The sequence below is a fragment of the Streptomyces sp. NPDC014882 genome, from assembly GCF_043081325.1.
GTDB lineage: Bacteria > Actinomycetota > Actinomycetes > Streptomycetales > Streptomycetaceae > Streptomyces.
Genome location: NZ_JBIBWL010000009.1, coordinates 1 through 13,081, shown reverse-complemented (window position 1 = coordinate 13,081; position 13,081 = coordinate 1). Strand labels below are relative to the sequence as shown.

The window sequence follows — 13,081 nt, the reverse complement described above, 5'->3', positions numbered from 1 at the left end:
CCGTGGAGGACCGCCTGTGCATCCCAGGGTTCCACTCACCCAGGACACTCGTCATCGCGTGCTCTACCTGCATTGATGCCCTAAATCACCGGCATTGCGCTGACCTGCGGAAGCATCTGGGCGAAGTACCTGATCCGCGGGCCCGTCGTGGCATCCGCTACCCGTGGACGGCGATGCTCACCGCTTTGACTGCCGCCGTTCTGTCCGGCGCCGCCTCGATCACGACGATCGGCGAGTGGTCACCGCCGCGGCCGCCGCCGTTCTGGCCCTGCTCGGGTTCCACCCCGACCCGCTGACCGGCCTGATCCGCCCACCCCATGCCACGACCATCCGCCTCGTCCTGGCCGCCGCGGACGACGACGCCCTCAACCGCGCCATCGGCGACTTCCTCCAGGAACGCAAGTCCCCGGCCCCGGGACGGAAGGTCATCGCAGTCGACGGCAAGACGCTCCGCGGCTCCCGCACCGCCGAGCGGACGGCCACCGCCCTGATCGCCGCGATGGCCCACAGCGGCCAAGTCCTCACCCAACGGCAGATCGACGCGAAGAGCAACGAGATCCCGGCCTTCGCCCCACTTCTCGACGGCATCAACCTGACCGGCGCAGTGATCACCGCCGACGTCCTGCACACCCAGCACGACCACGCCACCTACCTGCACGAACGCGGGGCTCACTACCTGGCCATGATCAAGCGGAACCACCCCGCTCTCCACGAGAAGGTCCGACGCCTGCCCTGGCGTGACGTCCGCCTGGACCACTACGAACGCGGCCGGGGCCACCACCGCGACGAAGTCCGCCGTCTGAAGACGGCCGCGTTCGCCCACCTCGACTACCTGCACGCCCGCCAGGCCCTCCAAGTCGTGCGCCGGAGACGGGACCTGGGAACCGGCAAGCTCTCGATCGAGCGAGTCCATCTGGTCACGAGCCTGCCGCCCGGCGCGGCCGACGGCAGCGAACTCGCTGCTTGGATCCGCGGCCACTAGCGCACCGAGAACCAACTCCACCACGTCCGCGACCGCACCTTCCACGAGGACGCCTCCAAGATCCGCACCCACCACCTGCCCCGCGTCATGGCCGGCCTGCGCAACCTCGCCATCGGCATCCACCGCCAGAACAGCCACACCAACATCACCGCCGCCCTCCGCCACACTGCCCGAGACCACCTGCCGCCCCTCACCACCCTCGGCCTGGCATGACGACCCCGGACACAAGATCACTTCTCAATGACCCTGCACCACAGGTCCCGGCTACCCACTCCAGACGTCAGCTCGCACATCATGTGCCCGCACAGCTTGCCGGCCGCCATAATGGAGTCATGGCCTCCAGCACACAGCATCCCGCACCCGCTCCGAGCGGCCTCTCGGGTGCGGTCGCCGAGGATCTCGCGTTGTACCGGGAGAAGTTCCGGCGGCGTCTACCGGAGTCGCTGGACCAGTTGCGCGGCCCGACCCAGGGGGTCGTGGAGCTGCCGCTGCACATGGCCTGGTCGGGGATGACCTCGTACGACATGAGCAAGCCTCGTCAGCGCATGGGCCTGTACCGCACTGTCCTGCACGAGGGCCTGCGCGACGATCTGCCCCAATTCCTCAACCGGGATCTTCTCCTCCAGATGTGGCCGGTGCTGCGCACCCTCGTCGGCCGCACCGTGCGCACGGTGTGGGAAGACGCCTTCCCCCAGCTCGCCTCCGGCAGCCGGGCAGCCGCGTGACGGACATGCCGGAGCTGCACACGCGGCTCCTGGCGGATGTGATCGCGCTCGGCTCGCCGTATCCCCTGGTCCTCACCGGCGGATATGCCGTGCGGGCGCACCGCCTCGTGAATCGCCCCAGCCAGGACCTCGATGTCGCCACCGAGAACCCGGCACCCATGGCCGACATCGCAGCCACGCTCCGCGCCGGCCTGGAAGCCCGCGGCTGGAAGGTGCACGCCCTGGAGACCGCCCCGCTGTCCGCCCGTTTCAGCGTGTCCGACGCGGCCACCGGGCAGGAGTGCGAGGTCGACATCCTCAAGGAGATCTTCTGGCGGCCCGTCGCCCAGAGCCCGTACGGACCCGTCCTCGCGGAGGAGGACGTGATCGGGACCAAAGTCCGTGCCCTCGCCGACCGCGGAGCGCCCCGCGACCTGATCGACGTGTTCGCAGCCTCCCGCCGCTGGACCAACGCCGAGCTCGAGGAGTTCGGCCGCCGCCACGCCCGCGGCCGCTTCGAGCGCGAGGATCTGCAGTCGAACCTCACCGGCGCCGAGTGGACCGACGACGAAGCCTTCGCCGCCTACGGGCTCGATGACGCCACCATCACCGCTCTCCGCGCCTGGGCCGTGGAGTGGGCCGACGACCTCGCGGCCCGTCTCCTCGAAGAAGCCGATGATCCGGACATCGAGTAATCACGTCCGAACCAGAGCGACAACCCCCGGCCGACTCGTACTCCACCCGGCGTCGGACACCTGGCAGCCGCGCTTGCGCCTGCCGACGGGGCCTCACTGGTCTCCCGGTCGCGTTCGACCCCGGGGGACCGCCGTCCCGGTCCTGACTGCGCAGACCGGAGGCCGGTGGCGGGCTGTCACCACGCCGCGTGCCGAAGCGGGGTGCGCCGACAGGGGTCAGCGCCGGAGCCACTCAAGAAGTTCGTCGTGACGTACCTGGTAGACGGTGCCGGCTGACCTCAGCAGACCGCGTTCGTGGCACCAGCGGAGGAATGCGGTCAGGCGCCACGGCAGCTTTCCGTGCATGGCCAGAAGCAGCCCGAGGTACTGGCGACCGGTGACTGCGACAAAACCGGGCCCGGCAGCCAGACCGCAGGCCAGGGCCGTGAGGACAGCGAAGGGCCAGGGAACCCGCAACCACTCGACGCACAGCGTCGCGTAGAGCGTGAGTACCACGACGACGACGCCGGACACCACTCCTGCCATCACGTCATTGCGCAAGGGAGACAGCGGCGTTGGCACCCCGGGCGGATCCGGGTCCGGCTCTCCGCCATTGTTGCGCCGAGCTGCGCGCAGCCCTGCAGGTACCCCCACCGCCAACCCGATCGCTCCGGCACCGCATCCCGCGATGAGCCCGATGAAATCGCCGAGTCGGCCGACGAGGAATCCCGCCCCCGCTGCCACCGACAGGGCGGTCGGGATGCTGACGGCCATCAGATGAGGGCGGTCGATGTCCGCCCGCACCGAAAGCGCCAGGCCGAAGCCGAAGACTGCGGCGGAACCGGTCCCCGCGGCCAACGCGAAACCCGGACCGAACACGGGCGTCAGCGGCAGCATGAGGACGCCGCCCAGTGTGGCCCCCAGACATACCCGGCTCCAGCCGAGTCTGCTGCCAAGCCGCTGGAACAGGATGCGGCGGGGTTCGACGTACCGTGCGCGTGCGTTCCAGGCTGACAGCAGCGGCGCAGGGATCAGCAGTGCGAGCAGCACTGCGCCGGGCAGGGGCAGGGCGTGGTTGCGGTGGAGGCAGACCGCCAGGGAAAACAGGGCGGGGAGCCAGCAGGCCATGGTGATCGCCGCGGCGGCGTAGCGGGCGCTGCGCGGCCCCGCGACCGGCCACAGCGTGTGGATGGCCAGGTCTCGGGACGGCATGACGGCGCCGCTGCCGTCGGCTGGTGCCCCGTGGCCGCCGCGCAGGCCCGCGGTGAGCAGCCGCAACCACTGGGTCACGGCTTCCGCCTGGTACCGCCGGCGCCGGTCGGCCGGATCCGGCTCGCACAAGGACGGAATGAGCTCCTCCAGCAAGGTCGCCCGTAACTCTTCCTGCGCTCGGCCACCCGAGGCCGGCGTCCCGATGAAGGCAAGGAGTCTCGCGGCTCCGGTTTCCGTCTGCGAGGCCAGCGACGCCAGCGTGAGCATCCAGGGTGAGGACAGCACCGCTCCCATGGCCGTTCCCGCTGCGCAGAGATCGTGTTCCAACTCGGCGAGCCGGGCCCTGTCCCTCGTCCGCCCGTCCAGGAACCGCCAGCCGTCGACGGGACGGACCCTCTCGATCCGCACCGTCGCACAGTCCAGCAGACGCTGACCGGCGCGGCTGAGCCCGGCGTACTCGTCCGAACGGCAGGTCAGAACCAACGGCCCGGAGAACCGGTTGAACTCGGCGAGTGCGGCGACGGCCCTGGGCCGCGCGCCGTCCGCGGGGTCCATCTCGTCGAGGCCGTCCAGGACCGGCATGACGCGGCCGGAGGCCAACAAGTCCCGTGCCCTGGTCTCGGAACCGCCCAGATACTCCTGACCCAGGCGAGCGCTGAACCAGTCGGCGAACATCACGCTGGTGTCCCACCCCGACAGGTCGACCGGGACCGGAACCGGACCGTTGTAGTGCTTACGGGCGAGCAACCGATGAACGAGTTCATAAGCCAGGAGCGTCTTGCCCGAGCCGGGACCGCCCGTGATGACCAGGCGTTGGGGCCGGAGGGCGTCCAGGTAACGGGCGATGCCGTCGAAATCACCGCGCGGCCACGCCCTGTCCGCGTCCCTGCCGTCCTGCGGCAGGGTGACGAAAGTGACGTTGATGGCCTTGTTGTCGTTGCCCAGCAGTTGCCGGCGACGTCGCCCCACCTCTGCTCGAACGGCCTCCCGCAGCTTTCCGACGGCGGCTTCCCGACCGTCTCCCGCCGACCGCGGGCCACGGAACCAACCCATACTCCACCCGGCCAGAAGACCGGAAAGTGCCGACCCGACCGGCCAAGCGACCCCCGGCGAGGGCGGGGACAGCGCCAAGAGCGCCAGGGTCGTCGTCCCTGCCGCTGCGGGCGCCAGCAGCTTCCTCAGGCGGTGCCGTAAGGAGGGCGGAGGCATGGCGATCGGCGTGTAGTCCGGCTCGTCGTCGGGATCCGGAGGCGCCCCGTCGATGTCCTCGGTGACGAAGTGGACGCCGTGGGCGTTCAGGGTCTGCTCGAATCCCGGCAGTTCGGCGAGAGCACTGACGGGAACGGCCTCCAGCACGCCGGGGGCCAAGCTCTTCTCCGTGGTCACGACCGCGATCAGGTGCGGTCCGCACAGTAGCCCGGTCCCCGAACTGCCGCTCCAGCCGGAGCGGCTGGGCACGATGCCCTCGTCGACCTGCACCGTCGTCATCCGCGATTTCATGCCGTGCAACGGGTCCACATGTCCGCGTATGGGCATGGTGTCCCGTGCGTGGCCGGGACGTGTCACCGCGTCGGGAAAACCCAGTCCGAGGCAGGGCAACCGGTGCTTGCCCACGACCCGCCCGAAGCGCACCGGGGGAGTCACCGGCGGTCGCCAGTTCGGCCCGGTGATCCGCAGCAGCGCACCGTCCACGTCCGGCAGCACCCCCGGAGCCGCTGCTTCCGGCAGCCACACCGGTTCGGCGGCCGTCCAGTCCGTGCCACCCTCCGGATCCAGTTGCCGGACCTCCACGCCGCCGCGCAGGGGAACTCCGGCCACGACGTGGTGCGCAGTGAGCACCACGTGGTCACCGATCAGGTACCCGCTGCCCGACCTCTTCGAGACCGGATTCCAGATCTCCATGACCCGTGCCTGGTCCATCCCCCGTCCTGCCCCTCACCAGACGAGCTGGTCTCCACACGGACCGTACGCGCCATTACGCGCTATTTCGGACGCTGCGGGGAGTCGGCGGAGATCTTCAGATCGTTGTCGTCGCCGTCGACCGGCTGCAGAGTGAGCTTGACACGATGGCTCCGACTGGAACTTGCAGCACCCTGGGCCTCAACCGTCCACGGAAGAACGAAGATTCTGGTCCTGACTCCACTGTCCTTCTTGACCTCCACCGTGAACTCGAGTTCAACCGGCCCGGTCCTGAATTTCAGCGACTCCTCCTTGCCCGTCTCCATGGCGCTCTGCAACTCGGCGCGAATCACGCTGATGGTCTCCCCCAGCTCGGCCCACGGTTCCTGCGGCACGTCGATTACCCCCTCGATTCGAACCGTATCCGGTCCCGATCTCCCCGGGGGCCACAACCAGCAAACACCGATCTTCCCTGTACGGCGCACGACCGCACCCCGGTCCGCGTCCGGTTCCCGTTGCCCATGCGCACCTGCCCGACGCCATGAGGCTGCGCTAACGTGTGGCTGTCGGCTCTTGCCTGCTGACTCTTCATCACGGGGGCGTGCATGTCTCGCTATTCGAGGTCCGCGAGGACAGGAGCATCCGGAGAATTCGTCTTAGCCGACGGGCCGCATATGCCTGGGGCCAGTCGACGGATCATGGCCTGGCTGATCGATTTCGCCCTCGCGGTCGTGGTGGCCGTGCTTCTGGGCTCCTTCACTTTCGATCGCATCAGCGCGCAGATGACCGACACCACCGAGCTGGTCGGCAGCAGCGCCTGGGAGGTTCTCACCTCGGGAGGTCACCCTCTCGATGCCACCGAGCAGGTGTGGGACCACGTCTGGGGCTCCGCTGTGAGTGCCGTCCAGCAGGCCTTCGTCGCGTTGGTACTCATCACCTTTGCCTACCATTTCACGGCGCTCGTGGTGACCAACCGCACAGTGGGCAAGCTGTTGGTCGGCCTGCGCGTCTCCCCCACTGAGCCCGGCGTCCTCGGGCCTCGCCGGGCCGCGATCCGAGCCGGTGTCACCACGCTGGCCGACGTCGGCTGCTTCGCGGTGGCCTGCTGCGTGCTGGTCAGCGGCTCAGTCGCGCTGTCGGTGTTGTGCTGGATGGTCGCGGTGACCGTCTTCTGGGCCAATGGCGTCCCCGCCCTCCGAGGCCGCAGGCGCTCCCTCGCCGACCGCCTGGCCGGCACCACCGTCGACAACATCACGCTGCCCACGCCTGATTGGGGCGCCACACGGCAGGGCCTCTCCCAGACGATGGACCTGGGGCTCACCAAGGCCCGTGATGGCCGGGCAGCCTGGAAGAACGCGGTCCGGAACGCCCAGGACGGCGGGCAGGGGATCGCCGGACACGAGACCATGCGGCGAGTCGTCGGCTCCGAACTGAACCGCGCTGCGGCGAACAAGGGCCGGGCTGCGTTCGACCGTGCCAAGGCCGCCGCCGCCCGCAAGCCCCGCGAAGACACGCCCCCGGTCCCGCCTCACCCCCCTCTCCCCGGCTTCGCCGCCCCCGGCACCCCCACCACCACCCGCAAACACCGCGAAGACACGCCCCCGATTCCACCCCACCCCCCTCTCCCCGGCTTCGCCGCCCCCGGCACCCCCGTCCCTTGTCCCCCGCGTCCCCCGCACCCCCCGCGTCCCCTGCACCCCCCGCGTCCCCTGCACCCCCCGGGGGTACCTCATCCACCGATCCACCGAAGGGACTGAGTTTTCCCGGCGTGAGGGTCGTCAGGCAGTACCACACCGCTGACGGAATCGCCGGTCGGGTGACGAGGCCGGTGGACTGCGCGAAGCGGATACGGCGCGCCGCAGCGTGTGCGGTGATCGCGGCGGGCAGGCAGCCGCCGCGGACGCGTTCCAGCGGTGAGGCGGTGTCCACGACGGTGACCGGGATGCCGCGGGCGGCGCAGGCACCGGTCGCCTCCGTGCCGAGGAAACCGGCGCCGGCCACGATGCCCGAGCCGACGTGCGCCAGCCGGCGAGGGAGCCGACGGGTGTCGTCGATCATCAGGACCCCGCGGTCTCGCACGGCATCGGCTGAGCGCCAGGCGCTCGACGTCAAGGTTGCAGTGCTCTCGTCGAAAACGAGGCGCCGACGATCCCGCGCGGACGTACAGAGCCGAAAGACGCACGTCAGCAGGGGGAGTCCCCTGGGACTTCTCTGGGACTTCCAGCCTCATCGACCGGCACGAGCGCGAAAAGACCAAAAGATCATTCACGCAGGTCAGCAGCCATCACATGCCCATCACGGCAGGTCAGCGCGCTCCCCGGTCCCTCCCGGGGCATCTGGGAGCCGTCAGGATCTACACCGCTGTCCCCCCTCCTGACCTGCGTGCCTGCGAGCCGGGAGGGGTTCGGTCGTGCCTGTGGGATTCCTCTGCCGCCCGGTTCACCGTGACCGGGTCGGCCGCCGGGCGGGAACGCGGGGTCGGCATCCTCGAGGAGACCTCCCGCGACGAGACCGCGGCGCACGAGGAACGGAGGAGGAGTGGAGGGGGAACGGGGAATCCGTTCCCCCGCGCCCGGCCGGCGGTCACTCGGCGTCGGACTCCACCACCCAGCCCCGGCGGATCGTCCACAGCCTGCCGTCCGCCGTCGCGCCGCGCATCCCGTCCAGCACTCCCGGGCCCGCGGCGGTCACCACGCGCGAGTCGCCGGCGGACGCGAAGCCGAAGGTGCGGCGCGGGTCCCAGTCGGTGCTGTGCCGCAGCCGGCGGCTCATCTGGACCCAGCCGGCCGCCCCCGCGGCCACCACCCAGGCGTCCGGCTCGGGACGGGTCAGCCGGCGAGCCTGGCGCAGCCACGAGGCGGCGTCCTCCGGCCAGTCGGCCACCGCGGCGAGTTGTCCGCCGCTCCTCTGCCAGGCGTCGGCGAACGCGGCGGCGGCGTCCTTCGACGCGGCGTCCCGGCCGTGTCCCAGCGCGACGCTGCCGCCGCGGAACCCGCAGCCCTCCAGCAGCGCGAGCAGCCGGGCGAGTTCGCGGGCGGTGTGCGGCCGGGCCACCGGCCAGGGGGCGTAGTCGGACAGGGTCTCCGGGAGCAGCCGGGGAGAGGGCTCGTTCACGACGGCTCCCCCGTGCGCCACGCCCGGTGGCGTTCGGGGAGGCAGACCGCGCACGGCCGGTATCCCGCGGCGACGGCGGTCGCCTCGTCCGCGAAGAACACACGGTGGCGCACGTAGTTCCCGCGGGCGATGTGCCGCAGGGCGGAGGGGCAGTCCAGCCGTCCGTAGATCCGTCCGCGCCGGTAGCCGCCGAACCGGCCGGCCACGTCGCTGCGGCGGGGCCGCCCGTCGCCGCCGGTCAGCGTGTATCCGCGGGGCGCCGCCGCGAGGGCCGCACCGTCCAGCCGTCGTCCGTCCATGAAGGCACTGTGCATCATCCCGGACGGTCGTACCAGCGGTATCCGGACGTCTGCCTCGCGGCCGGCGGCGGACAGCGGCGGGCGGCGACCGGCGGCGGACAGCGGGCGGCGGCGGACAGCGGGCGGCTTCGAGCGGCGCTTCAGCGGCGCGCGGCAGGCTTGCGTGCCGGGGCGGTTCCCCGCTGCCGGGGCCCGTCCCCGGCGCCCCGCGCGACCCGGCCGCCGGGCACCGGGCCGCACCCTTCGACCCCGGGTTCAAGGAGAGAGCGTCGTGCGAATCGCCGTGACCGGCTCGATAGCCACCGACCATCTGATGTCCTTCCCCGGTCGGTTCACCGACCAACTGATCGCCGACCGGCTGGAACAGGTGTCCCTCTCCTTCCTCGCCGACCGTCTCGACGTGCGGCGCGGCGGTGTCGCCGCCAACATCGCCTTCGGTCTCGCGCGGCTCGGACTGACCCCGCGTCTGATCGGTGCCGCGGGCGCCGACTTCGCCGAGTACGGTGCCTGGCTGCGCGCCGCCGGGGTGGACACGGACTCCGTCAGGATCAGCGAGACGCTGCACACCGCCCGGTTCGTGTGCACGACGGACGAGGCGCAGAACCAGATCGCCACCTTCTACGCCGGCGCCATGGCGGACGCCGCGAAGATCGACCTCGCCGCGGTCGCGGACCGCTGCGGCGGCTTCGACCTGGTGCTCGTCGGCGCCGACGCCCCGGAGGCGATGCTGCGCCACACCGAGGCCGCCCGGCGCACCGGCACCCGCCTGGCCGCCGATCCCTCGCAGCAGCTCGCCCGCCTGGACGACGCCCAGGCGCGCCGCCTCGTGGACCGGGCGCACCTGCTGTTCACCAACGAGTACGAGTCCGCCCTGCTGCGGGAGCGCACCGGCTGGAGCGAACGGGAGATCCTGCAACGCGTCGGTACGTGGGTCACCACCCGGGGCGCGGACGGCGTCTCCCTGGCCCGGTGCGGTCTGCCCCGGCTGGACGTGCCCGCCGTCCCCACGGCGAAGATCGCCGACCCGACCGGGGTGGGGGACGCGTTCCGCTCCGGGTTCCTCGCCGGCCTCGGCTGGGACTGGCCCGAGGAGCGGGCGGCGCAGCTCGGCTGCGCACTGGCGTCGGTCGTCCTGGAGACGGTCGGTACGCAGGAGTACAAGCTGCTCGCGGCGGATCTGATCGACCGCGTCGAGCGTGCGTACGGGCACGACGCGGCCCGTGAGATGGAGCCGCGCCTGGCGGGGCTGTCATGAGCGGGCCGCGGGAGGAACCGGCCGCCCGCGGGGTGGTCGCGGCCGGCCACGTCCACGCGGGAGGCCGTCCATGAGTTCCCTGCGCGAGGCGCTGGCGAGCGGCGTTCCCTCGTTCTCGTTCGAGTTCTTCCCGCCGAGAACCGACGGGGGCGAGCGTGCCCTGTGGGACTCCGTGCGCCGCGTCGAGTCCCTCTCCCCCACGTTCGTGTCCGTCACCTACGGCGCCGGCGGCTCGTCGCGCGAGCGGACCGTCGAGGTCACCCGGCGCATCGCCGCCGAGACAACCCTGCGGCCCGTCGCCCACCTGACAGCCGTCGGGCACTCGGTGGCCGAACTGCGGCACATCATCGGCCAGTACGCGGACGCGGGGATCAGGGACGTCCTGGTGCTGCGGGGTGATCCGCCCGGCGATCCGAACGGCCCCTGGACGCCGCACCCGGCCGGTTTCACCTACGCCCGGGAACTGGTCGAACTGGTCCGCTCGCTGGGGGACTTCACCATCGGTGTGGCGGCCTTCCCCGAGATGCACCCGCGCTCGCCGGACTGGGACAGCGACATCCGGCACTTCGTCGCCAAGTGCCGGGCGGGCGCCGACTACGCCGTCACCCAGATGTTCTTCCGCGTCGAGGACTACCTGCGGTTGCGCGACCGGGTGGCCGCGGCCGGCTGTGACGTCCCGATCGTCCCGGAGATCATGCCGGCCACCGACGTCCGTCAGATCCGCCGCTTCGCCGAACTGTCCCACGCGGCCTTCCCCGAAGACCTCGCGCACCGGCTCGAGAACGCCCGCGACGACGCCGCCGAGGGCCACCGGATCGGCGTGGAGCACGCCACGGCCATGGCCGGACGCCTCCTCGCCGAAGGCGCACCCGGCCTGCACTACATCACGCTCAACAAGTCCACCGCGGCCCTCGACATCCATCGCAACGTACGGCCGGCGTACGCCGGCGGCGCGGCCAGGAGCGTGAGTCCGCGCTGAGTCCACCGTCTTCCCGGTCGCCGGGCGAGCGATCCGCCGGGAGGGCCGGGGCCCCTACGGTGCCGTGACGGCCGCCGTGGGGGCCCCGCCGCCTACGCGGGGTCCCCGAACCAGCATCCCAGCGCCCCGGCCAGCGCGTCCGCGTCCCCGGGCTCGCCCAGGGCCGACCAGGCGATGTACCCGTCGGGCCGCACCAGCAGGGCGTCCGTGCCGATCTGCTCGACCGCCGTCGCCGTCACCACGTCCACCCGGAAGCGCCAGGGCTCGACGACCTCGAGGAGTTCCTCCGAGTCGGTCAGCAGCAGCAACAACGGCCGTGCGCCGTGCAGGTGTTCGGCGAGGCTGGTGACCGAGTCGCCGGTCTTCAGCAGCACGTCGGGGGCGAAGCGGCCGGCCAGCGGGTCGCCGGGACCGCCGGTGTCGTAGCGGACGTCGACACCGCTGATCATGCCGCCGAGGTACTGGTTGACGTCGTCGAAGTGCATCATCCGGGCGAACAGCGTGCGCAGCGAGTCCATGCGGGGGTCGGGGTCCATCAGGGCCACCTGGGCGCGCACGTTCTCCAGGACCGCCTCGGCGACGGGCGCGCGCTCGGTCTCGTACGTGTCGAGCAGTCCGGGCGGCGCCCAGCCGTGCACCTCGGCGGCGAGTTTCCAGCCCAGGTTGACGGCGTCCTGGAGGCCGAGGTTGACGCCCTGGCCGCCGGCCGGGAAGTGGACGTGCGCCGCGTCGCCGGCCAGCAGGATCCGGCCGAGGCGGTAGTGCTCGGCCTGCAGGGCGGCGTCGCTGAAGCGGGTGAGCCAGCTCGGTGAGTCCATCGGCACCGGGTGGCCCGCGATCCGCTCCACCTCCGCCCGGAACTCGTCCAGGCTCACGGGCGCCTGCCGGTCCGGGTGCGGGCCGCGGAAGTCGTAGGTGCACACCCGGCTGCGCCCGAACAGGTTGAGCCACACCAGGGTCCAGCCCCGCGGGTTGCGCTGCCAGCCCTGCGGCACCCGCGCCGGGTCCAGCAGGCGGACCTCGCCGATCAGGGCGCCGACGCGGGCGGGCGTGCCGGTGAACGGGATGCCGGTCAGTCTGCGCACGGCGCTGCGGGCGCCGTCCGCGCCGACCACCCAGGAGGCGCGCAGGGTCTCCGTGGCGCCCCGGGAGTCGCGTACGGTCAGGCGTACCGCGTCGGCCTCCTCGTCGAGGCCGACGAGTTCGCGGTCGCGCCGGACGCGCGCGCCGAGCCGTTCGGCGTCGGCCGCGAACACCTCCTGCGCCCATGCCTGCGGGCTGCCCACCATCACGGGGCCCTCGGTGACGACCGTGCTCAGGTCGAGGTCGAACATGCCGGAGAAGTGGAACGGCACGGGGCCGCGGCCCACCGGCGGGGCGGGCGGTCCGGGCTGCACGGCCTTGAGGAGTCCGCGCCGGTGCAGGGTCTGCGCGGTGCGGGCGTGCAGTGTCCCCGCCTTCGACTCGCCGGTCGGCGCGGGCAGCCTCTCCAGGACGGTGACGCGTACGTCCAGCAGGGCCAGTTCCCGGGCGAGCAGCATGCCGACGGGCCCGCCGCCGACGACGGCGACCTGGGTGTCCACGGCTGGGCTGTTCGGCATCGGGGCTCCTGGGGTGGTGGACGACACGGTGAGCATCCGTTCGGATGCGGTACGTCAGGAGGAACACCGGCCCGCGCCGACGGGTTGCGCCGGCGGACGCCGGCCAGGAGGTGTCCGACACGTGAACGCGGGAGAAGGAGCGGTGTCCGGTGCGTGCGGCCGCAAGGCGCCGGAGCGTCCTCGTGGCGGAGCCACGGAGGCGTTCCGGCGACGCCGCGAGCGTGTGTGCCGGACACCGCGACGCCGCGGGCACGTGTCGGACACGCCCTAGTCTTCTGAGTCAGGAATTCTGTTCAGATAGTTGGCGAGACGTTCGAGGATCTCGTCCGCGGTCTTCGTCCAGATGTAGGGCTTGGGGTCGG

Annotated in this window: 12 protein-coding genes; 7 read left to right on the top strand and 5 right to left on the bottom strand. The window is 71.6% G+C overall.

Translation table 11 applies throughout. The annotated features are described in order from the left end of the window. Positions 1–2: 2 nt before the first annotated feature. The 4 genes from ACF09K_RS20960 (at position 3) to ACF09K_RS20945 (ending at position 2,381) form a co-directional block, all read left to right on the top strand. On the top strand, positions 3–296 hold the full coding sequence (locus ACF09K_RS20960) for a transposase family protein (RefSeq protein ID WP_392245586.1): 294 nt from the start codon (positions 3–5) through the stop codon (positions 294–296). Continuing rightward, on the top strand, positions 236–982 hold the full coding sequence (locus ACF09K_RS20955; protein WP_392245584.1) for an ISAs1 family transposase: 747 nt from the start codon (positions 236–238) through the stop codon (positions 980–982). Before ACF09K_RS20960 ends, ACF09K_RS20955 begins: the two co-directional genes overlap by 61 nt. Positions 983–1,314: 332 nt before the next feature. Continuing rightward, positions 1,315–1,707, top strand: coding sequence for a hypothetical protein (locus ACF09K_RS20950; protein ID WP_392245582.1), 393 nt, complete (start codon positions 1,315–1,317; stop codon positions 1,705–1,707). A gap of 5 nt (positions 1,708–1,712) precedes the next feature. Further along, entirely contained in the window at positions 1,713–2,381 is a 669-nt protein-coding gene (locus ACF09K_RS20945) for a nucleotidyl transferase AbiEii/AbiGii toxin family protein (protein WP_392245580.1), read from the top strand. A gap of 216 nt (positions 2,382–2,597) precedes the next feature. Here ACF09K_RS20945 and ACF09K_RS20940 read toward each other — a convergent pair whose 3' ends face one another. Further along, positions 2,598–5,492 carry a hypothetical protein gene (locus ACF09K_RS20940; protein ID WP_392245578.1) on the bottom strand — a complete coding sequence of 965 codons (2,895 nt, stop codon included), beginning with the start codon at positions 5,490–5,492 and terminating at the stop codon, positions 2,598–2,600. A gap of 62 nt (positions 5,493–5,554) precedes the next feature. Beyond that, a complete protein-coding gene (locus ACF09K_RS20935; protein ID WP_392245576.1) occupies positions 5,555–5,866 on the bottom strand; it encodes a trypco2 family protein in 312 nt (103 codons plus the stop codon). 210 nt (positions 5,867–6,076) lie between these two features. Between ACF09K_RS20935 and ACF09K_RS20930 the strand changes: the two genes are divergently transcribed. Next, a complete protein-coding gene (locus ACF09K_RS20930) occupies positions 6,077–7,228 on the top strand; it encodes an RDD family protein (RefSeq protein ID WP_392245574.1) in 1,152 nt (383 codons plus the stop codon). An 826-nt stretch (positions 7,229–8,054) separates the two neighbouring features. Here ACF09K_RS20930 and ACF09K_RS20925 read toward each other — a convergent pair. Next, positions 8,055–8,585 (bottom strand): hypothetical protein, encoded by a 531-nt coding sequence (locus tag ACF09K_RS20925; RefSeq protein WP_392245572.1) that lies wholly within the window; start codon positions 8,583–8,585, stop codon positions 8,055–8,057. Further along, the gene (locus ACF09K_RS20920; RefSeq protein ID WP_392245571.1) at positions 8,582–8,884 is read right to left on the bottom strand and encodes an Ada metal-binding domain-containing protein; all 303 of its coding nucleotides are present in this window, start codon (positions 8,882–8,884) and stop codon (positions 8,582–8,584) included. Before ACF09K_RS20920 ends, ACF09K_RS20925 begins: the two co-directional genes overlap by 4 nt. A gap of 271 nt (positions 8,885–9,155) precedes the next feature. Here ACF09K_RS20920 and ACF09K_RS20915 point away from each other — a divergent pair, with 271 nt between their 5' ends. Then, complete coding sequence (locus tag ACF09K_RS20915; RefSeq protein ID WP_392245569.1) at positions 9,156–10,139, top strand: carbohydrate kinase family protein; 984 nt, start codon at positions 9,156–9,158, stop codon at positions 10,137–10,139. A 70-nt stretch (positions 10,140–10,209) separates the two neighbouring features. Continuing rightward, positions 10,210–11,118 carry a methylenetetrahydrofolate reductase [NAD(P)H] gene (metF, locus tag ACF09K_RS20910; protein WP_392245567.1) on the top strand — a complete coding sequence of 303 codons (909 nt, stop codon included), beginning with the start codon at positions 10,210–10,212 and terminating at the stop codon, positions 11,116–11,118. Between the two features lie 92 nt (positions 11,119–11,210). Here the strand turns inward: metF and ACF09K_RS20905 are convergent, their stop codons facing one another. After that, positions 11,211–12,719 (bottom strand): FAD-dependent monooxygenase, encoded by a 1,509-nt coding sequence (locus ACF09K_RS20905; protein WP_392245565.1) that lies wholly within the window; start codon positions 12,717–12,719, stop codon positions 11,211–11,213. Between the last annotated feature and the right edge of the window lie 362 nt (positions 12,720–13,081).